This is a genomic window from Pseudomonas sp. SDO55104_S430 (assembly GCF_054070595.1).
In genome coordinates this window covers 1-19,086 of the sequence record NZ_JBSVXG010000115.1, presented here as the reverse complement: position 1 = coordinate 19,086, position 19,086 = coordinate 1, and the positions used below count along the sequence as shown (strand labels likewise).

Here is a 19,086-nt window from a genome sequence, read left to right as displayed (position 1 = left end):
GCACCGTAAAACCTGTGGGAGCGAGGCTTGCCCGCGAAGACTGACTCAAGACCGCAACGGATCTTGAGCCCTGAACATCACGCCAATTCACACCGCTCAAAAAACCGCTCACGCCCCAGCACCATCAACGCCGCGCGCTTGTGCGGAAAGTCGAATTCCTTCTCGCAATGAAACCGCTGCCCCTGCATGTACCCGATCATCTTGGCATTGTCGGCACGCGGTTCGGCGACCACGCGCTGGGTGCGTGGATCGTCGAGGAACAGGTAATGGGTCAGGGCCGATAACCAGCTCGCCACCTTGTGCGGGCCACGGTGGTTTTCTTCGCCGACCAGCATGTGAATGCCACGGTCGTAATCGGCAACTTCATAGAACGGCGCAATCCGGTCCTCTTTTGCCCAGTACGCTTCGAAATAGGCGAAAGGCTGATCATCGAAACAGCCGATCAGGGTCACGGTATGCGGGTCGGCCTCGAGTTTGCTCAGGTACTCGCGATGCTGCTCGAGGCTGCCCTCCTCCTGCCAGAAACTCGCCACCCGCGGACTGTTCTGCCAGCGGTTGAACCGGGCCAGATCGAGGTCGATGTCCAGGGTGCGCAGGGAAATCCACCTCCCCAGCCGCGCATCGAAACGCCGATACACCTCGCCCTTCGGCTTGATCGGTCTCAGAGGGTGGCGCTTGCCATTGGTGATGACCATCTGCTGTGGATAACAGGCGCTCAGCGACTGCCCCAGCCAGGGTTGCGGCAACTGCCAGAACAGCCCGCGTTCGCAGCGATATTCATTAGGGGTTTGTGTGGGGATCAGCAAGCCGCCGAGCAAGGCCTCGGTCGGCGCCTCGGCCAATCGCCAGCTCAGGTGCTGACAGGCCGGATCGCGGGCAAACAGCCAATAACAGGCGGCCCAGATCGCCTGACTGGAAGGACGGTCACCGCCCTCTTCCAGTTGCAGTTCGTGATCGCGTGTCATGCGCAACTTAATCAGCGGTTGATCATCAAGGCTCAGGCTCAAGCGGCCTTCGCTTGCATCGGCTACAAGACGGCGGCCTGTGGGCAAGGCCAGGGTCGTCAGGTCATTCGGATTGGACATGGAGGGGGCTCACGATAATCGTCGACAGTTCAACGATGGGACGTGAGCCGGGGGCGGAAATTTAAGAGAAAGCGCGCGGTTAACGCGGGACCGGCACGATCGCGATCTTGTACGGGTCGAAAATCTTCAGCATCTGCCCATTGTCGCGCAAGCCTTGCAGCAACTGCCCAAACGCTTCGCCCGAGATCGGCGAGGCCGGGCGCAGGATGGCGTAGTGGTGATAGACCTGATCGATGCGATTGGACACCAGCAACTCGTCAGCGACTTTCAGATTGCGCAGAAAATAGTCGCTCAGGTAGGAGCGCGTGACCAGGGCGATGTCGGCGCGACCGCGCAGCACCATTAGAAGGTTGCTGTCGTGGGAATAAGTCAGCGTGGCGTTGTACGTGGTAGCCAGGTATTTGGGCTCGGCGTTGAAGTTGGCGAATTCGTAGTGATAGCCGCTGAACAGCGCCAGGCGCTTGCCGGCAAGGTCGGTGAAGTAATCCTGCTGACGCTCCGGGCGATTCTCCGGATGGCGTTGGGCGACGAAAATCTCGGCGTCTTCCAGGCCCATGTCGACGTCGGTGTGCGGAATGTCCTTCCAGCCCCAGGCAGGGTTTTCGAAGATCGCCATGTCGATCCGGCCCTGCTTGAAATCGCCGAATCGCCGAGGGATCGAGGTGGGTACCAGGACGAATTGATAGTCCTTTTGCGAGGCATTGAGCGCTTCTACCAACTGCGGCAACAGGCCGGTGTCCGCTCCTTTTTCCGGGCGTACGGTGTACGGAGGAAAGTGCGCGGCACCGATGCGCACCAGTTGTGCAGCCTGGGACGGCAGCACCCACGACGTCGCGAGCATTGCCAGAAAAAAACCTGTTGCCGTCCGAATTGGCGAAAACATCAAACCACCCACCCCCAAACACTGCGTCATTGCATTCAAGCTAGGCGGTTTCGCCCAGTTAGCCAGTTTCCTGCCGACCCACACGCCGTTATTGCTTCTCCTCCAGCACCAGAATCAGCGCCTCATCGGCCAACTGATCCAGGCTCATGCTGCCATCGGCGCGAAACCAGGTGGTGCTCCAGGACAGCGCGCCGGTGAGAAAACGTCGGGTGATGAACACATCACCGCGGATGAAACCGGCACTCTTGGCCTCGCCCAGCACCTGCAGCCAGATGTCTTCATAGATATCGCGCAGGGCCAGGACTTTTTCCTGACCCTCGTCGGACAGCGAACGCCATTCGTAAACCAGCACCGCCATGGCCTCGCCGCTGCCGCCCATGATCGACTGCAATTCGCAGCGGATCAGCGCCAGCACCCGCTCGCGCACGCTGTCGGCTTCGGCGATGGCCGCGCGCATCAAGGCGGTGTTGTAGCGAATGGTCTCTTCCATCACCGCCCGCAGGATTTCGTCCTTGCTCTTGAAGTGATGAAAGATGCTCCCGGACTGAATGCCCACGGCACCGGCCAGATCGCGCACGGTGGTTCGCTCGTAACCCTTGTTGCGAAACAGGTGGGCGGCCACTTGCAGCAGCTTGCCACGGGCGCTGTCCGGATCGGTCAACTGGCCGTTGTCGACCAATTCACGCATCACCCTCAGGGCTTTTTGCTCGTCCACCCGTTCTCTCCTACAGTCGATCAGTCACCAACGCCGATCCCCGCTAAAACAGGGGACTTGCGCGGGCAATTTAGTCTGGCATCAGCAACCAAGCAAGCGCTCGGGCAGAAGATATTTCCGGAGTTTACAAACCAAGCGCTTGCTTGGTAGTCTCGAAACACTTTGTCGAAAGGGGGTTATGCAAATGACTGCTGCCAAAACCATTCGCATCGGTTGCGCCAGCGCGTTCTGGGGCGACACCTCGACTGCCGCCGCGCAACTGGTGGACGGTGGCCGCCTGGACTACCTGGTATTCGATTACCTGGCCGAAATCACCATGTCGATCATGGCCGGGGCACAGATGAAAGATCCCCAGGCCGGTTATGCCAGCGACTTCGTCGAAGTCCTCACTCCCCTTCTCCCGCAGCTCGCCGCGCAGAACGTCCGCGTGATCAGTAATGCCGGCGGGGTCAATCCACAGGCCTGCGCCGCCGCCCTGCAAGCGGCCTGCGACAAGGCCGGGGTCGCCCTGAAGATCGCCGTGCTGCTGGGCGACGACCTGCAACCGCAGTTCAAACACCTGAGCAGCCGCGGCATTCATGAAATGTTCAGCGGCGCGCCTTTGCCGCCGATGTGCGTCTCGACCAACGCTTACCTGGGCGCGCCGGGCATAGTCGAAGCCCTGCGCCTGGGCGCCGACATCGTGATCACCGGGCGGGTGGTCGACAGCGCCGTGGTCAGTGCCGCGCTGGTGCATGAGTTCGATTGGTCCTGGCAGGACTACGACAAGCTGGCCCAGGCCGCTTTGGCCGGCCACATCATCGAATGCGGCGCGCAGTGCACCGGAGGCAATTTCACCGACTGGCGCGAAGTGCCCGACTACGAACACATAGGTTTCCCGATCGTCGAAGTCAGCGCCGACAGCCAGTTCATCGTCAGCAAACCCGAAGGCTCCGGCGGACTGGTCACGCCACTGACGGTGGGCGAACAGATGCTGTATGAGATCGGCGACCCACGGGCCTATCTGCTGCCGGATGTGGTCTGCGATTTCACTCACGTCAAACTGGTGCAACAGGGCAAGAATGCGGTGCGGGTCCACGGCGCCAAAGGCTTGCCGCCCACCGATCAATACAAGGTCAGCGCCACCTTTCCCGACGGTTTCAAATGCACCGCCAGTTGCCTGATCGCCGGCATCGACGCAGTAGACAAGGCTCGGCGCGTCAGCCAGGCGATCATCGACAAGACCTCGGAAATGTTCGAGCAGCGCGGTTGGCCACGCTACACCGACGTGAACATCGAACTGCTCGGCAGCGAAGCCACCTACGGCCCCCACGGCCAGCGCCGGGACAGCCGCGAGGTGGTGATCAAACTGGCGGTGCGCCATCCGAACAAGCAGGCGTTGATCCTGTTTTCCCGGGAAATCGCCCAGGCCGCGACCGGCATGGCACCGGGGCTGAGCGGCATCGTCGGCGGTCGGCCGACGGTCTATCCGCTGATCCGCCTGTTCTCCTTCCTCATCGACAAAAGCGCCTGCGCGGTGGAGATTGAATTCAACGGCCAGCGCCTGCCCTGCGCCCTGCCCGCCATCGATGTGCTCGACCCCGACACCTTGCCCCTTCCCCTCGACCCGCCGAAACCCGGCGAGCGCGCCGACGCCAGCGTGGCGCTGATCAAGCTCGCCGTGGCCCGATCCGGCGACAAGGGCAACCACAGCAATATCGGGGTCATGGCCCGCGAGCCGGAGTTCCTGCCGTGGATCGCCGAGGCGCTGACGCCGGCGGTGATCGTCGACTGGATGAGCCACGTCCTCGATCCGATTCACGGGCGCGTCGAGCGCTGGTATCTGCCCGCCAGCCACAGCCTGAACTTCCTGCTGGAAAACGCCCTCGGCGGCGGCGGTGTCGCCAGCTTGCGCATCGACCCGCAGGGCAAGGCCTTCGCCCAGCAACTGCTGGAAATCCAGATTCCGGTGCCCCAGCGCATCGCCGACCAGGTCAATTAGAGGACTGCCGTCATGGCCTACGATTCGATTTTCAAAGCCGATCTTTTCGCGGGCCAGACGATCATCGTCACCGGTGGTGGCAGTGGCATCGGCCGCTGCACCGCCCATGAACTGGCAGCTCTCGGTGCTCATGTAGTGCTGGTGGGGCGCAAGGCCGACAAGCTGAAAAGCGTCGTTGCCGAGATTGCCGAAGATGGCGGCAAGGCCGACTGGAGCACCTGTGATATCCGTGATGAAGAAGCGGTGAGCCACATGGTGGGCGAGCTGATCCGCAAGCACGGGCCGATTCACGGCTTGGTCAACAATGCCGGCGGGCAGTATCCGTCGCCGCTGGCCTCGATCAACCAGAAAGGTTTTGAAACCGTGGTGCGCACCAATCTGGTGGGCGGTTTCCTGATGGCCCGGGAAGTGTTCAACCAGTCCATGAGCAAACACGGCGGCGCCATCGTCAACATGCTCGCCGACATGTGGAGCGGCATGCCCGGCATGGGCCACTCGGGCGCGGCGCGTTCGGGCATGGACAACCTGACCAAGACCGCCGCTTTCGAATGGGGTTACGCCGGGGTGCGGGTCAATGCGGTGGCGCCGGGCTGGATCGCCTCCAGCGGCATGGACACTTACGAAGGCGCCTTCAAGGCGGTGATCCCGACCTTGCGCGAACACGTGCCGCTCAAACGCATCGGCACCGAATCGGAAGTCAGCGCGGCGATCGTTTTCCTGCTGAGCCCGGCGGCCGCCTTCATCAGCGGCAGCACCTTGCGCATCGATGGCGCCGCCAGCCTCGGCGGGCGCGCGTGGCCGATTCACAAGGCGACCAACAGCGAGTCGTACAACGGTTTCCACCGCGCCTATCTTCCCGACGTGCTCAAAGACAAGGAATAACCCATGCCGGTGATTCAGTCGCAACTCGATCCCCACAGTGAACAGTTCGCCCGCAATCGCGAGGCCATGCTGGTGGGCGTCGAGCAGATCCGTCAGCTGGAACAGAACCTGTTGAACAAGGCGGACGAAGCCCGGGCCAAATTCGACAAGCGCGGGCAACTGCTGCCTCGCGAACGCCTCAACCTGCTGCTGGACCCCGGCGCGCCTTTTCTCGAACTGGCCAGCCTGGCCGGCTACAAGCTGCACGACGACAAGGACGGCAGTTCGGCCGGTGGCGGGCTGATTGCGGGGATCGGTTACGTGTCCGGCGTGCGCGCGTTGATCGTGGCCAACAACAGCGCGATCAAGGGCGGGACCATTTCCCCCAGCGGCCTGAAAAAATCTCTGCGCCTGCAACAGATCGCCATGGAAAACAAACTGCCGGTGATCACCCTCGCCGAAAGCGGTGGCGCCAACCTCAACTACGCGGCGGAGATTTTCGTCGAGGGCGCGCGCAGCTTCGCCAATCAAGCGCGGATGTCAGCCATGGGCCTGCCGCAGATCACCGTGGTGCACGGCTCGGCCACGGCGGGCGGCGCCTATCAGCCGGGCCTGTCGGACTACGTGGTGGTGGTGCGCGGCAAGGCCAAGCTGTTTCTCGCCGGTCCCCCGCTGCTCAAGGCCGCTACCGGTGAAATCGCCACCGATGAAGAACTGGGTGGCGCCGAGATGCACGCGCAACTCGCCGGTACTGCCGAGTATCTGGCGCAAAACGATGCCGACGGCGTACGTCAGGTGCGCGAGATTGTCAGCCTGCTGTCCTGGAACGATCAGTTGCCGCAGCGTGCGCAGCCTGAATGGAAAGAGCCGCTCTACCCCGTCGAGGAACTGCTGGGGCTGATTCCGGACGATCCGAAAAAGCCCTACGACGTGCGCGAAATCATCGCCCGAATCGCCGACGGCTCGAGCTTTCTCGACTTCAAGAACGAGTTCGATCAGCAGACCGTGTGCGGTCATCTGAAGATCCACGGGCGCACCTGCGGCTTCATCGGCAACAACGGCCCGATCACGCCCAAGGGCGCGAGCAAGGCGGCGCAGTTCATCCAGCTGTGCGACCAGAGCCAGACGCCGCTGCTGTTCTTCCACAACACCACCGGTTTCATGGTCGGCACCGAATCGGAACAGCAAGGCGTGATCAAGCACGGCGCCAAGATGATCCAGGCGGTGGCCAATGCCCGGGTGCCCAAACTCACCATTGTCGTCGGCGGCTCCTATGGCGCCGGTAACTATGCGATGTGCGGCCGCGGCCTCGACCCGCGCTTCATCTTCGCCTGGCCCAACAGCCGCACCGCCGTGATGGGTGGCGCCCAGGCCGGCAAGGTGCTGCGTATCGTCACCGAGGCCAAGCAGGCCAAAGACGGCCTGGTGCCCGACCCGAAAATGCTCGACATGCTCGAACAGGTCACCGCGCAGAAACTCGATGCCCAGTCCACGGCGCTCTATGGCAGCGCCAACCTGTGGGACGACGGTTTGATCGACCCGCGCGACACCCGGACCTTGCTTGGGTTCTTGCTGGACATCTGTCACGAGGCCGAGGTGCGGCCGTTGCAGGCCAACAGTTTTGGTGTGGCGCGGTTCTGACGATCAGATAACGCAGTGCCCCTCTTACTTAAGGAGAACAATAAAAATGATCTTCACCCAGGAACACGAAGCACTGCGCCGCACCGTCCGCCAATTCGTCGATCACGAGATCAATCCGCACGTCGAGGCCTGGGAAAAGGCCGGGCGTTTTCCGATCCACGAGATCTTCCGCAAGGCCGGCGAGCTGGGTCTGCTGGGCATTTCCAAGCCGGAGAAATTCGGCGGCATGGGGCTCGACTACAGCTACTCGATCGTCGCCGCCGAAGAGTTCGGCACCATTCACTGCGGCGGCATCCCGATGTCCATCGGTGTGCAGACCGACATGTGTACACCGGCGCTGGCACGCTTCGGCTCCGATGAACTGCGTGACGAGTTCCTGCGTCCGGCCATCAGCGGCGAGCAGGTGGGCTGCATCGGGGTCTCCGAAGTGGGTGCCGGTTCCGACGTGGCCGGGCTGAAGACCACCGCGCGCAAGGACGGCGACGACTACGTGATCAACGGCAGCAAGATGTGGATCACCAACTCGCCGAGCGCCGATTTCATCTGCCTGCTGGCCAACACCTCCGACGACAAACCGCACATCAACAAGTCGCTGATCATGGTGCCGATGAACACCCCGGGCATCAGCCTGAGCAGCCATCTGGACAAGCTCGGGATGCGCAGTTCGGAAACCGCCCAGGTGTTTTTCGACAACGTGCGCGTGCCGCAACGCAACCGCATCGGCCATGAAGGCGCGGGCTTCATGATGCAGATGCTGCAGTTCCAGGAAGAACGCCTGTTCGGCGCGGCGAACATGATCAAGGGCCTGGAATACTGCGTCGACAGCACCATCCAATATTGCAAGGAACGCAAGACCTTCGGCAGTGCGCTGATCGACAACCAGGTCATTCACTTCCGTCTCGCCGAATTGCAGACCGAAATCGAATGCCTGCGCGCGCTGGTCTATCAGGCCACCGAGCAATACGTCAAAGGCCAGGACGTCACCCGCCTGGCCTCCATGGCCAAGCTCAAGGCCGGGCGGCTGGGTCGGGAAGTCACCGACAGCTGCCTGCAATACTGGGGCGGCATGGGCTTCATGTGGGACAACCCCGTGGCCCGCGCCTACCGCGATGTGCGGCTGGTGTCGATCGGCGGCGGTGCCGACGAAATCATGCTGGGGATCATCTGCAAGCTGATGGGCATCCTGCCGGGGAAAAAGAAATGAGCGTCCTGCCGGTTTGCGAGACGTTGCTGCTGGAGCCGCACAACGGCGTGCTGCACATCACCCTCAATCGCCCGCAAAGCCGCAACGCCATGAGCCTTGAGATGGTCAACGAACTGCGCGCGGTACTGGCGGCGGTGCGTGATGATCGGGCGGTTCGTGCGTTGGTGATCAGTGGCGCCGACGGTCATTTCTGTGCCGGCGGCGACATCAAGGACATGGCCAACGCCCGCGTCCAGGGCGCAAGCGCCTACCGCGAATTGAACCGTGCCTTCGGTGCCCTGCTGGAAGAAACCCAGAACGCGCCGCAAGTGGTGATCACGGTTTTGCAGGGCGCGGTGCTGGGCGGTGGTTTTGGTCTGGCGTGTGTCAGCGATATCGCCATTGCCGATCATCAGGCGCAATTCGGCCTGCCGGAAACCAGCCTCGGCCTGCTGCCGGCGCAGATCGCGCCTTTCGTGGTGCAGCGCATCGGCCTGACCCAGGCCCGGCGTCTGGCACTGACGGCGGCGCGGTTCGATGGCAAACAGGCGTTGCGGATGGGGCTGGTGCACTTTGTCGAGCAGGACATGCAAGCCCTTGCCGAGCGCCTCGATGAGGTGCTGGCCCATGTGCTGTGTTGTGCGCCGGGGGCGAATGCGGCGACCAAACAATTGTTGCTGGCCAGTGCGGTGCAGCCGTCGGCAGAGCTGCTGGATCAGGCGGCGCAGTGGTTCAGTGAGGCGGTGACGGGAGCCGAGGGGGTCGAGGGGACCATGGCTTTTGTGCAGAAGCGTAAACCGGGGTGGGCCTCCTAAAGCTTCGCGGGCGAGCCTCGCTCCTACGGTGCGCGTAATTCTGTAGGAGCGAGGCTTGCCCGCGAAGAGGCCCTCACATTCACCACAAGAACCAGGGGAATCAACCATGCCCGGCTTCAGCAAAATCCTCATCGCCAACCGCGGTGAAATCGCCTGCCGCATCCAGCGCACCGCCCAGTCCCTGGGCTATCGCACCGTCGCGGTATTCAGCGACGCCGACGCCGATGCGCTGCATGTGCAGATGGCCGACGAAGCCGTACACATCGGTCAGTCCGCGGTGCAGCAGTCCTACCTGAACATCCCGGCGATCATCGACGCCGCCCGCCGCACCGGCGCCGACGCGATCCACCCCGGCTACGGGTTTCTCTCGGAAAACGCCGATTTCGCCCGCGCCTGCCACGCGGCCGGCATCGCTTTCATCGGTCCCGACGCCGACGCCATCGAGCTGATGGGCAGCAAGCGCCTGTCGAAGATCGCCATGCTGGAAGCCGGCGTGCCGTGCATCCGCGGTTACCAGGGTGCCGAGCAGGACGACGCGACGCTGAGCCGCGAGGCCGAGCGCATCGGCTATCCGTTGATGATCAAGGCCAGTGCCGGCGGTGGCGGACGGGGCATGCGCCTGGTGCACGAGTCGAAAGATTTGCTGGAGCAAATTCGCACCGCGCGCTCCGAGGCCCTGCATGGTTTTGGCAGCGACGAACTGATCCTCGAACAGGCCTTGATCGAACCCCGGCACGTCGAGGTGCAACTGTTCGGCGACCGCCACGGCAACCTGATCTACCTTGGCGAGCGCGACTGTTCGATCCAGCGCCGCCATCAGAAAGTCATCGAGGAGGCGCCCTGCCCAATCATGACCGAAGCGCTGCGCCAGGCCATGGGTGAAGCGGCGCTCAAGGCCGGTCGCGCCGTGAACTATGTCGGCGCCGGCACCGTGGAATTTCTGCTGGATGCCCGGGGCGAGTTTTACTTCCTGGAGATGAACACCCGTCTGCAAGTGGAACACCCGGTGACCGAACTGATCACCGGCCTGGACCTCGTGGCCTGGCAGCTGAACATCGCCGAAGGGCAGCCGCTGCCGTTGCGTCAGGAACAGGTGCAACTCAACGGGCACGCCATGGAAGTGCGCCTGTATGCCGAAGACCCGACCCGGGATTTTCTGCCACAGACCGGGCGCATCGATGCCTGGGAACCGGCGCTGAACAGTGGCGTGCGGATCGACCATGGCCTGATCGAAGGCGCCAGCATCAGCCCGTTCTACGACCCGATGCTGGGCAAACTGATCGCCCATGGCGCGACCCGCGAAGATGCCCGGCGCAAGTTGCTGCGGGCGGTGCAGGACAGCGTGTTGCTGGGGGTGCAGAGCAATCAGCGCCTGCTCGCCAGCCTGTTGCAGCATCCGCAATTCATTGATGGCCAATTCAGTACCGCGTTCATCACGCAGCACTTCGCCGAGCATCCGTGCCTGCGTGCGCATGAACCCAGTGCCGAAGAGCTGGCGATTGCCACCGCCCTGCTCTATCAGGCATCGGCACAAGCGCACGGTGGCCCGCTGGCCGGTTGGCGCAACAACGCCAGTGCGGCGCTGCACTATCGGCTGGGGCTGGATGAACAGCAGTGGTCGGTGTCATTGAATGCCGTGCCGGGCGAGGCGTTGCGGATTCAAGCGGCCGAGCGCAGCCTTGAGCTGAAAATCATCGATTGCGATAGGCGCCAGGCGACGCTGGAAATCGACGGCATCCGCCAGCGCCATGCCTACCGCTTGCAGGCCGGGCAAATCTGTCTGTTTACCCGGCCCGGCAGCCTGTGCCTGGAAGACCGCACCCAGGCGCCGGTCAGCAGTTCGGCCAGCGTCAGCTCCGGCACGCTCAAGGCGCCGATGGACGGGGCGATCGTCGATGTGCTGGTCAACGAGGGCAGCCAGGTCAGCAAGGGCCAGCTGCTGGTGGTGCTGGAGGCGATGAAAATGGAACATCCGCTCAAGTCCGGTATCGACGGCGTACTCAAGCGCCTGCAGGTGCAGGTCGGCGATCAGGTCAAGAATCGGCAGATTCTGCTGGAGGTGGAATCGGTCGGCTAGGCGGAACCGCAGGGTTTGGCTACGCTCAAACCCATTAAGACGCGGATACCGGGAAACCCTGCAATGCCTCATTGGCTGGTCATTGATCTGGAAGCCACCACCGATGACGGTGGCTGGCCTGTCACGGAAATGGAAATCATCGAAATCGGCGCCACGCTGGTGGACCGCAAAGGGCGCGAAGTCGACCACTTCCAATGCTTCGTGCGGCCCTTGCGGCGGCCGCTTCTGACCCCTTTTTGCCGGGAGCTGACCCACATCACCCAGGCCGATGTCGACTCGGCGCAGACCCTGAGTGAAATCTGGCCGTCGTTCGAGCAATGGTTGGGGCAGCATCCATCGCCCCTGGAAGGCTGGGTCAGCTGGGGCGATTACGATCGCAAGCAGCTCATTCAGGAGTGGCAGCGCCTGCAACTCGACAGTCAGCTGAGCCGCACACCGCACATCAACCTCAAGCAGCGCTTCGCCAAGGCCCGGCGTCTGGAACGGCCGCTGGGGCTCAACAGCGCGCTGCAATTGGCCGGCCTGCAATTTACCGGGCAGCAGCACCGGGCGCTGGAGGACGCGCGCAATACGGCTCGTCTGCTGCCGCAGATTCTCCCCCCTCTGGAGAGGTGACGACACCGGCCCCCTTGTGCATACTGGCCGGCCCTTTTTAGCCCTTTTCGAGGAATCGCCCATGTTTAAAGTCAACGAGTACTTCGACGGCACCGTCAAGTCGATCGCCTTTGGCACCGCTGAAGGTCCGGCGACCATCGGCGTCATGGCTCCGGGCGAATATGAATTCGGCACCAGCCAGCGTGAAATCATGCACGTGGTGTCCGGCGCCCTGACCGTCAAACTGCCGGACAGCAGCGACTGGCAGACCTTCGCCGCCGGCAGCCAGTTCAACGTGCCAGCCGACAGCAAGTTCCAGCTGAAAGTCGCCGTCGACACCGCCTACCTGTGCGAATACCGCGGCTAAACCCTCGGGTTTCACAGCGCAAAAAAATGCCCGTGTCCAAGGACACGGGCATTTTTGTTTAACGGGCGTTTATTCCAGAACAGTCACCGGCATGCCGACTTCGAGGCGACCGTTGCCATCGTTGACCAGATTCTGCCCGAACATCGCGCCATTGGCGTTGGCACGGTATTGCTGCAAGGTGGCAAAGGGTTCGCGATCGGCACTGCGCTCACCGGTCTGCGGGTCGATGGTGGTGAGGATGCAACGCGAGCATGACTTGACCACCCGGAACTCGACCTCGCCGATGCGAATGCGCTTCCAGCCATCCTCGGCAAAGGCTTCGCTACCCTCGATCACCAGATTCGGGCGGAAACGCAGCATTTCCATGGGGCGACCGACTTTCTGCGACAGATCCTCAAGCGACGCCTGGCCGATCAGCAACAGCGGAAAACCATCGGCGAACGCCACCTGATCATCGTCCTTGCCATAACCCGCTTCGGTGGTACGGGCGCGTTCAAGCGGGATCTGCACAAGGCGCGTCGGCTTGCCGATGAACTCACTGACCCAAGCCGCCGCGGCATCGCCGGCATCCGGCACCCGCAACGTGTCGCGCCATATAGTCACGCCGCGCAGTTCGGCATCGCTGGCTGGCAGCGCGATATCAATCGTTGGATGCCCTGGCGCCTTGAGAGTCAGACCACCCTCGGCATTCCACAACGCCGACAGCTGACTCATCTGCGCCACCGCCCGCTGAGTCAGAAACCGCCCACTGGCCTCGTCCACCAGCATCCAGCGTCGATCACCGTCCAGCCCCAGCTTGTCGAGACCGACCTGCTGCAAAGCCTCGCCCTTGCCGGATTTCAACGGATAACGATAAAGCGCGCCCAGACGCAGCATGGCCAACTCCCTGAAAAACAAAAAAGCCACCCTATACGAGCTTCAGCGTTGAATCAAAGGTTGAAATTTCGCCTGCTCCTACACGAGAACTAAACCCAGTCGAAAAAACAGGTCGTCTGTCAGGACGCCTTCGCGGGCAAGCCTCGCTCCTACAGAAAAGCGTTCGTTCAGGGGAATGTGGACAACCAGCCGAAAGGTCGAGTGTCAGCTCGCCTCGGCTGCTTTGCTTTTGATTTTGATCCACCCGCCCTTCGGCAGGCTGAGTGGAGGCGTTCATCCGGGGGGCAGGCGCGCAGCGCCGTGCGGCGAAGCCGCACACATCGAGAGGAGGTGCAGCGAAGCAAACCGGAGGCGATGCCCCCGGATGAATGCCGGAGCGAAGGGATCCCGAGCCTTGGCGAGGGACCGAACGTTGGGGCGAGACCTTTTGGTTACTTTTGGCTGGGCCGGCATTCCGGGCGTTTGCCAAAAGTGACCCGACCGTCAGGGCGGAACCGACAGCCGCCGCGCCCGCAGCAATGGATATGTACACAATCAAAAGCTCGCGAGCAGGCTCGCTCCCACAATGGAATCTGGGTACATCCGCAAGATCAGGTCGGCTACCAGGCCGCCATCGCTGGCAAGCCAGCTCCCACAGGGTTTTACGCCGGAACTTCGTCGAGCACCAACCGCTGGCGCACCACATCCACCAACTTGTCCGGCTGAAATTTGGACAGGAAGTTGTCGCAACCCACCTTCTTGACCATCGAATCGTTGAAACTGCCGGACAGCGACGTATGCAACACCACATAAAGACCACGCAAACGCGGATCGTTGCGGATTTCCGTGGTCAGACGATAACCATCCATCTCCGGCATCTCCGCATCGGTAAACACCATCAACAGCTTCTCGGTCATATCGACACCACTGTCCGCCCACGCCTTGAGCATGTTCAACGCCTTCAAGCCGTCACTGGCAATATGCATCTTCACCCCCAACTGCCCCAGCGTATCGCGCAACTGCGCCAGCGCCACATTGGAGTCATCCACCAGCAGCACCTCACGACCACGGGCACGCTCCAGAACCGGATCCGCCAATTTTTCGCGAGATACCTTGGCGTTGTAAGGCACGATCTCCGCCAGAACCTTCTCAACGTCGATGATTTCCACCAACTGATCATCGACCTTGCTGATGGCAGTCAGGTAATGCTGGCGACCGGCGCTGCTCGGCGGCGGCATGATCGCTTCCCAGTTCATGTTGACGATGCGATCCACGCCACCGACCAGGAACGCCTGCACGGAACGGTTGTACTCGGTAACGATAATGGTGCTGTTCGGTCCCGGCACCAGCGGACGCATGCCAATGGCCTGGGACAGATCGATCACCGGCAGGGTCTGGCCGCGCAGATTGACCACGCCGCAAACGAACGGATGGCGCTGAGGCATCAGGGTCAGCTTCGGCAGTTGCAGGACTTCCTGCACTTTGAACACGTTGATTGCGAACAATTGCCGTCCGGCCAGGCGGAACATGAGAATTTCCAGGCGATTCTCACCCACCAGTTGCGTACGTTGGTCTACCGTATCAAGAATGCCGGCCATTACTGACTCCTGGGTGTTGTACCGATGATGCACCGGTGATGATGTACCGATATAAGTCACGAATAGGAGGTTATCGGCTGGATGTGAAAGACCTTGACCCCGTACAAAATGCCGCACTTCAACATTGATGTCACATTAACATCATGCTTTACTGGCGATGTGAATTTATCTGCTACATTTTCCGAGCGCGCGACCATTGATAATTCAATAGGTTCCGTCGCGTAAGGGATTCCCTGAGCAACAATCAGGTGCAACCTGATATTCGCAATATCCAATAGCCATTAATGTGACGCCATTCTCATTGCATGAATGGAGTCAGGCTTTTGTGTGCGATCGCGGGCCCTCAACCCTATACCCTCATAACTAGTTCCGTTGCCGGTGCCTCTGCCTGGCGGAACGCGATTGCACGACGAAACGCAGACGTCGGAACGACCAACGTTCTCGTCGACACACACGACATCCCCTCATTAGTCATGACGTTGTGGAGATAAGCATGCCGGACAATCGTAAAGAGTGGGCAAAGCGGGTCCCGGAGTTTCTCATCGAAGCCGAATCGCTTCTGGCCAAAACGGAGGAATGCCTGAGCCACCTGCAATTGATCAGTAATGACAGGGACGCAATCGATTGCCTGCTCAGTACGCTGCTCAAACTGGCCAGCAAGGCGGACGCCCTGGCTCTCGCTGCCGTGTCGGAGTTTTCCCTGCACATCCATGGCCTGCTCAATCATGCCCAGAACCATATGGACCTGCACGACGAGGCCCTGCGCGCCCTCAAGGACTGCCTGACGCTGATCGCCTGGCAGCTCGAGCTGATCGACCAGAACACCGGCCAGTTGTGTCTCGATGAAACCGAGCAGACCACCCTGATCGAAGCCTTTGCCTTCCAGGTGGGTCATCACCCGTTTCAACTGCCGGTCAATTCCAAGCCTTTCACTGTGGTCCCCTACATGGAGCGTCAGGCCTGAGTCATTGAAACCGTGTCGTAACTCACAATAATTACTGTTAGTTGACGGTTGTTTGATTTAACCCTGTCGTAATTGAACATTGCTTATCCAATTGCGACCGATGCAAGTAACAACTCTCCCTTCAGGCAACTAGACGCCTGTCCGAAACAGGGGCTCAGCGGAAACCAAACAACGGGTTCCGTGGCGAATCGATGCCGAACGGTGACGATAACCCCACTTTCCTCGTGAGATCTCTCTTTCCAAATGCGTTGTTCCTGACCTCCAGGACATATATCCCGTGCGCGACCAACGGTATCTTAAGTGGTACTATGCCGCCCATTAGTTGACGTCAAATAATGGAAACATGACTTTCTACTGGCCCGGACAAGTTTCCAGCCAATTTTCTTGTACAAAAATCATGCGCCATTGACGTTGTTGTACAACATGACAAAACAGAGGCCCGTCAGAGCATGACCGGCCTGCCCGCAGCGCATCTTCATTGGCTCCATTCCGTTATGTACGCCAGCCTCAAGTCACTTGCCACTTGGCCACCCTCACGAGAAAACGCGCGTCGGTTCACGCTTTCGCTGTGCGCCTGCTCGACGTTGGGAAGCCTGCTGGTCTATTGCCTTTCGATTCCCCTGCCCCTGGGTCTGCTGATTCTCAACATCGCGGCCTTGAGTTGCGTCGGCGTGCAATATCGGCTGTCGCGCAAATCGATCAAGTTTCAGCCGCAGGAACTGGCCGATCGTTTGTTGGAGGTTCAGGAGAACGAACGGCACCGGCTCAGTCGCGAACTGCATGACGACATCGGTCAGTTGCTGACCGCGGCGAAGCTGCAAAGCGCCTGGCTCAAGCGCCGCATGCCCGAAGAACTCCAGGGACAGTGCGCCGTACTGTGCGACACCCTGGAAGAGACTCTGACCAAGGTCCGGGATGTGTCGGCCATCCTCAATCCGAGGCAACTGACCAGCCTGGGCCTGGAAGCCAGCCTGCGTGCGCACCTGTTGAAGACGCTGGCCAATACCTCCGTGCACTGGAGCCTGGAATGCCACCAGCGCCTGACCGGAATCCCGGAAGAAATGGCCGTGGCGGCGTTTCGCATTACCCAGGAAGCCGTCACCAACATGTTGCGCCACGCCAACGCGCAGAATCTGGTGGTGTGTGTGCAGCGTTTGCCTCAAGGTCTTTCGCTGTCGATCCATGACGACGGCCAGGGTTTCGCCCCCGCCACCGACCCCGGTCGCGAGGGCCAGCGTGGCATGGCCGGCATGTCGGAGCGGATCACTCAGTTGGGCGGCACGCTGAACGTCACCAGCGAGCCGGGCCAAGGCACTCAAATCGAAGCTCTATTCCCCTGGGCGCCCCGCGCGCTAGAACGGGCCAGTACGAATAAGGTTATGCATTGACTTGTAACTTACTTCTGGTGGATGACCACTCGCTGATCAGGGCTGGCGTGCGCGCCCTGGTGATGGACCTTCCTGGTTATGCCGTGATCGGCGAAGCCAACGACGGCTCGCAGCTGCTGGCCATGGTCGAACATCTGTCCCCGGATATCGTGCTGCTGGATATTTCCATGAAGCAGACCGGTGGCCTTGAGGCGTTGCAGCAGCTCAAGCGCATCCGTCCCCACAGCAAGGTGCTGATCCTGTCGATGCACACCGACCCGGCGCTGATCATGCAGGCCCTGGAATCCGGGGCCCATGGCTACCTGCTCAAGGACACCACCCCGACCGAGCTGGAACATGCCCTTGAAGCCTTGCGCAACAACGAACGCTACCTGAGCCCGGCCATTGCCCACACCGTAATCACCCAGGCACTGACCCGGAACCAGACCGCCCCCGAGCCCTCGGACACGCACAACCTGACGGCCCGTCAGCTGGAAATCCTGCGCCTGATCGTTCGCGGCAAGTCCACCCGGGAAATCGCCAACGGCCTGGGCCTGAGCGTCAAGACCGTGGAAACCCACCGCTCGCAAATCATGAAACGCCTGCAGATTTTCGATGTGGCGGGCCTGGTGTTGTTCGCCGTGCGCGAGCAGATCATCAGTCTGGACGACTGACAGATTGCGTCGCGCTCAATAGCGGCGAATCCTCTGGCAAATGCACGCGAAGGGCCGCTGGTCGCGCCGAGAAACGCAGACTATCCCCTTCCAGCGGCTCGCCATCGAGGTTGATGTACAGGCCTTCGGAGACCTTGATCTCGACCCACGGCAACCGGGCCCGCACGAACATGCTGTCGAGGCCGAAACCATCTGCCAACAGATTCTTCAGCGTGTCGACCAGCTCCTGCGGCGCAGGCAGGATGCTGATATCGAGCAAGCCATCGTCGGCCAGAGCCTGTGGACACAGCACATGCCCGCCCCCCGCCTGCCGGCCATTACCGATCCCGAGAGCCAGCAGATCACCGCTCCAGTGAAAATCCGGCCCTTGCAACTCGCCATAGGCGGCGTGCAGTTCGCTGAAGCGTGACAAACCGGTGAACAGATACGCGGCGCCGCCCAGGACCTTTTTCAGGTCCTCGGAGGTGTTGGCGGTGACCTGGCTGCCGAATCCGCCGGTGGCCATGTTCAGAAACACCTGGCCACCGACTTCTCCCAGGTCGATGGCACAGGGTTCAACGTCCAGCAGATCCAGCGCCTGGGCCGGCTCCAGGGGCACACCGGCAGCGCGGGCAAAGTCGTTGGCGGTGCCGAGCGGCATCAGGACAAGACTGGCCTGTTTCGACTGTTCGGACAGGGATTCGGCGATATCCCGCAGCGTACCGTCGCCGCCTCCGGCAACAATGTGCGTGTAGCCCGCTGCCACAGCCTCGGTTACCAGACGTTGCGCATCCCCCCCCTCCCATGTCAGCCGTACGGCCAGCTCCCAACCCTGTTCGCGCTTGCTCTCGACGGCCGCGCGAACTTCTTCGTTGAGCGCCTGCTTGCCATGCAGAATCAGTAGCGCTTTGCGTTCGCTCATGTGCAGTCCCCTCAGGTTTGAGTGCCATATGGGAGATGTTGACCCTCGACCCTGTAAGAAAAGTCGATGCCAGTCCAATTATTTTCCTTCGCGCACAGCCAAGTCGTGCAAGACAGGATTTTTCTTACAAAAGGTGAGGAATTGCCTTAATTGACCATCAGGTGGGATTCATACACTTTGGTGTCCGGATTTTTCAGCCTTCCGCAGAATAAAAAACCCAAGGAGAAGATGAGATGGAACCCCGAGTCACCGAACTGGAGGCGCACCTCAAATACCTGCGCAAAGACATGGAAAACGTGCGCAGCGAAGTCAAATCCATCAAGCATCGCCTTGCCTATACCGTGGGTGGGACGGCGGTGTTGCTGGGTCTGCTGGGCTGGATTGCCAATAGCCGGTTTGATCAGCTGGTGACGTTGTTGTTGGCGCATTGAGTGCTTTTGACCCAAACCTGTAGGAGCGAGCATGCTCGCGATGGTAGACCAGACACCGCGGGCATCCAGACAGCCCGCGTTATCGTTGACGACC

Annotated in this window: 17 protein-coding genes and 1 pseudogene; 12 read left to right on the top strand and 6 right to left on the bottom strand. The window is 61.1% G+C overall.

From position 1 onward, the window contains the following. Positions 1 to 77: 77 nt before the first annotated feature. From ACW9JE_RS19250 to ACW9JE_RS19240, 3 genes are all read right to left on the bottom strand, one after another. The gene (locus ACW9JE_RS19250; protein ID WP_224536447.1) at positions 78 to 1,085 is read right to left on the bottom strand and encodes a GNAT family N-acetyltransferase; all 1,008 of its coding nucleotides are present in this window, start codon (positions 1,083 to 1,085) and stop codon (positions 78 to 80) included. A 79-nt stretch (positions 1,086 to 1,164) separates the two neighbouring features. Next, positions 1,165 to 1,968 (bottom strand): substrate-binding periplasmic protein, encoded by an 804-nt coding sequence (locus tag ACW9JE_RS19245; protein WP_224536449.1) that lies wholly within the window; start codon positions 1,966 to 1,968, stop codon positions 1,165 to 1,167. Between the two features lie 88 nt (positions 1,969 to 2,056). Beyond that, positions 2,057 to 2,683, bottom strand: a complete 627-nt coding sequence (locus ACW9JE_RS19240; protein WP_372242525.1) for a TetR/AcrR family transcriptional regulator — start codon at positions 2,681 to 2,683, stop codon at positions 2,057 to 2,059. 178 nt (positions 2,684 to 2,861) lie between these two features. Here ACW9JE_RS19240 and ACW9JE_RS19235 point away from each other — a divergent pair, with 178 nt between their 5' ends. From ACW9JE_RS19235 to ppnP, 8 genes are all read left to right on the top strand, one after another. Further along, the gene (locus ACW9JE_RS19235) at positions 2,862 to 4,664 is read left to right on the top strand and encodes an acyclic terpene utilization AtuA family protein (RefSeq protein ID WP_457433633.1); all 1,803 of its coding nucleotides are present in this window, start codon (positions 2,862 to 2,864) and stop codon (positions 4,662 to 4,664) included. A gap of 12 nt (positions 4,665 to 4,676) precedes the next feature. Next, on the top strand, positions 4,677 to 5,546 hold the full coding sequence (locus tag ACW9JE_RS19230; RefSeq protein WP_224536455.1) for an SDR family oxidoreductase: 870 nt from the start codon (positions 4,677 to 4,679) through the stop codon (positions 5,544 to 5,546). Positions 5,547 to 5,549: 3 nt separating this feature from the next. Beyond that, entirely contained in the window at positions 5,550 to 7,166 is a 1,617-nt protein-coding gene (atuC, locus tag ACW9JE_RS19225) for a geranyl-CoA carboxylase subunit beta (RefSeq protein ID WP_457433632.1), read from the top strand. Positions 7,167 to 7,212: 46 nt separating this feature from the next. Further along, on the top strand, positions 7,213 to 8,370 hold the full coding sequence (gene atuD / locus ACW9JE_RS19220; protein WP_224536460.1) for a citronellyl-CoA dehydrogenase: 1,158 nt from the start codon (positions 7,213 to 7,215) through the stop codon (positions 8,368 to 8,370). Then, a complete protein-coding gene (locus ACW9JE_RS19215) occupies positions 8,367 to 9,164 on the top strand; it encodes an enoyl-CoA hydratase/isomerase family protein (protein ID WP_457433631.1) in 798 nt (265 codons plus the stop codon). Before atuD ends, ACW9JE_RS19215 begins: the two co-directional genes overlap by 4 nt. A gap of 106 nt (positions 9,165 to 9,270) precedes the next feature. Then, positions 9,271 to 11,241, top strand: a complete 1,971-nt coding sequence (locus ACW9JE_RS19210; protein WP_457433630.1) for an acetyl/propionyl/methylcrotonyl-CoA carboxylase subunit alpha — start codon at positions 9,271 to 9,273, stop codon at positions 11,239 to 11,241. Between the two features lie 63 nt (positions 11,242 to 11,304). After that, entirely contained in the window at positions 11,305 to 11,856 is a 552-nt protein-coding gene (locus ACW9JE_RS19205; RefSeq protein ID WP_224536465.1) for an exonuclease domain-containing protein, read from the top strand. A 61-nt stretch (positions 11,857 to 11,917) separates the two neighbouring features. Then, on the top strand, positions 11,918 to 12,202 hold the full coding sequence (gene ppnP / locus ACW9JE_RS19200; RefSeq protein ID WP_224536466.1) for a pyrimidine/purine nucleoside phosphorylase: 285 nt from the start codon (positions 11,918 to 11,920) through the stop codon (positions 12,200 to 12,202). A 69-nt stretch (positions 12,203 to 12,271) separates the two neighbouring features. Here ppnP and ACW9JE_RS19195 read toward each other — a convergent pair whose 3' ends face one another. Both ACW9JE_RS19195 and ACW9JE_RS19190 read right to left on the bottom strand, forming a co-directional pair. Next, the gene (locus ACW9JE_RS19195; protein ID WP_224536469.1) at positions 12,272 to 13,078 is read right to left on the bottom strand and encodes an MOSC domain-containing protein; all 807 of its coding nucleotides are present in this window, start codon (positions 13,076 to 13,078) and stop codon (positions 12,272 to 12,274) included. 641 nt (positions 13,079 to 13,719) lie between these two features. Beyond that, entirely contained in the window at positions 13,720 to 14,655 is a 936-nt protein-coding gene (locus ACW9JE_RS19190; RefSeq protein ID WP_224536471.1) for a chemotaxis protein CheV, read from the bottom strand. A gap of 493 nt (positions 14,656 to 15,148) precedes the next feature. Between ACW9JE_RS19190 and ACW9JE_RS19185 the strand changes: the two genes are divergently transcribed. From ACW9JE_RS19185 to ACW9JE_RS19175, 3 genes are all read left to right on the top strand, one after another. Then, positions 15,149 to 15,619 (top strand): hypothetical protein, encoded by a 471-nt coding sequence (locus ACW9JE_RS19185; RefSeq protein WP_224536474.1) that lies wholly within the window; start codon positions 15,149 to 15,151, stop codon positions 15,617 to 15,619. Positions 15,620 to 16,113: 494 nt separating this feature from the next. Continuing rightward, positions 16,114 to 17,007, top strand: a complete 894-nt coding sequence (locus tag ACW9JE_RS19180) for a sensor histidine kinase (RefSeq protein ID WP_224536508.1) — start codon at positions 16,114 to 16,116, stop codon at positions 17,005 to 17,007. Next, positions 17,004 to 17,660 carry a response regulator gene (locus tag ACW9JE_RS19175; RefSeq protein ID WP_175377017.1) on the top strand — a complete coding sequence of 219 codons (657 nt, stop codon included), beginning with the start codon at positions 17,004 to 17,006 and terminating at the stop codon, positions 17,658 to 17,660. Before ACW9JE_RS19180 ends, ACW9JE_RS19175 begins: the two co-directional genes overlap by 4 nt. On the opposite strand, the gene yegS is transcribed toward ACW9JE_RS19175, so the two are convergent. After that, positions 17,644 to 18,561, bottom strand: a complete 918-nt coding sequence (gene yegS / locus ACW9JE_RS19170; protein ID WP_457433629.1) for a lipid kinase YegS — start codon at positions 18,559 to 18,561, stop codon at positions 17,644 to 17,646. The genes ACW9JE_RS19175 and yegS overlap by 17 nt on opposite strands. A gap of 212 nt (positions 18,562 to 18,773) precedes the next feature. Between yegS and ACW9JE_RS19165 the strand changes: the two are divergent. Then, a pseudogene (locus ACW9JE_RS19165) lies at positions 18,774 to 18,992 on the top strand (hypothetical protein); the annotation flags it as partial. Between the last annotated feature and the right edge of the window lie 94 nt (positions 18,993 to 19,086).

Excerpts from the sequence above, each read along its gene's own strand:
- ACW9JE_RS19250 (WP_224536447.1), bottom strand. The coding sequence starts at position 1,085 with ATGTCCAATCCGAATGACCTGACGACCCTGGCCTTGCCCACAGGCCGC.
- ACW9JE_RS19245 (WP_224536449.1), bottom strand. The coding sequence starts at position 1,968 with ATGTTTTCGCCAATTCGGACGGCAACAGGTTTTTTTCTGGCAATGCTC.
- ACW9JE_RS19235 (WP_457433633.1), top strand. The coding sequence starts at position 2,862 with ATGCAAATGACTGCTGCCAAAACCATTCGCATCGGTTGCGCCAGCGCG.
- ACW9JE_RS19230 (WP_224536455.1), top strand. The coding sequence starts at position 4,677 with ATGGCCTACGATTCGATTTTCAAAGCCGATCTTTTCGCGGGCCAGACG.
- atuC (WP_457433632.1), top strand. The coding sequence starts at position 5,550 with ATGCCGGTGATTCAGTCGCAACTCGATCCCCACAGTGAACAGTTCGCC.
- atuD (WP_224536460.1), top strand. The coding sequence starts at position 7,213 with ATGATCTTCACCCAGGAACACGAAGCACTGCGCCGCACCGTCCGCCAA.
- ACW9JE_RS19215 (WP_457433631.1), top strand. The coding sequence starts at position 8,367 with ATGAGCGTCCTGCCGGTTTGCGAGACGTTGCTGCTGGAGCCGCACAAC.
- ACW9JE_RS19210 (WP_457433630.1), top strand. The coding sequence starts at position 9,271 with ATGCCCGGCTTCAGCAAAATCCTCATCGCCAACCGCGGTGAAATCGCC.
- ACW9JE_RS19205 (WP_224536465.1), top strand. The coding sequence starts at position 11,305 with ATGCCTCATTGGCTGGTCATTGATCTGGAAGCCACCACCGATGACGGT.
- ppnP (WP_224536466.1), top strand. The coding sequence starts at position 11,918 with ATGTTTAAAGTCAACGAGTACTTCGACGGCACCGTCAAGTCGATCGCC.
- ACW9JE_RS19195 (WP_224536469.1), bottom strand. The coding sequence starts at position 13,078 with ATGCTGCGTCTGGGCGCGCTTTATCGTTATCCGTTGAAATCCGGCAAG.
- ACW9JE_RS19190 (WP_224536471.1), bottom strand. The coding sequence starts at position 14,655 with ATGGCCGGCATTCTTGATACGGTAGACCAACGTACGCAACTGGTGGGT.
- ACW9JE_RS19185 (WP_224536474.1), top strand. The coding sequence starts at position 15,149 with ATGCCGGACAATCGTAAAGAGTGGGCAAAGCGGGTCCCGGAGTTTCTC.
- ACW9JE_RS19180 (WP_224536508.1), top strand. The coding sequence starts at position 16,114 with ATGTACGCCAGCCTCAAGTCACTTGCCACTTGGCCACCCTCACGAGAA.
- yegS (WP_457433629.1), bottom strand. The coding sequence starts at position 18,561 with ATGAGCGAACGCAAAGCGCTACTGATTCTGCATGGCAAGCAGGCGCTC.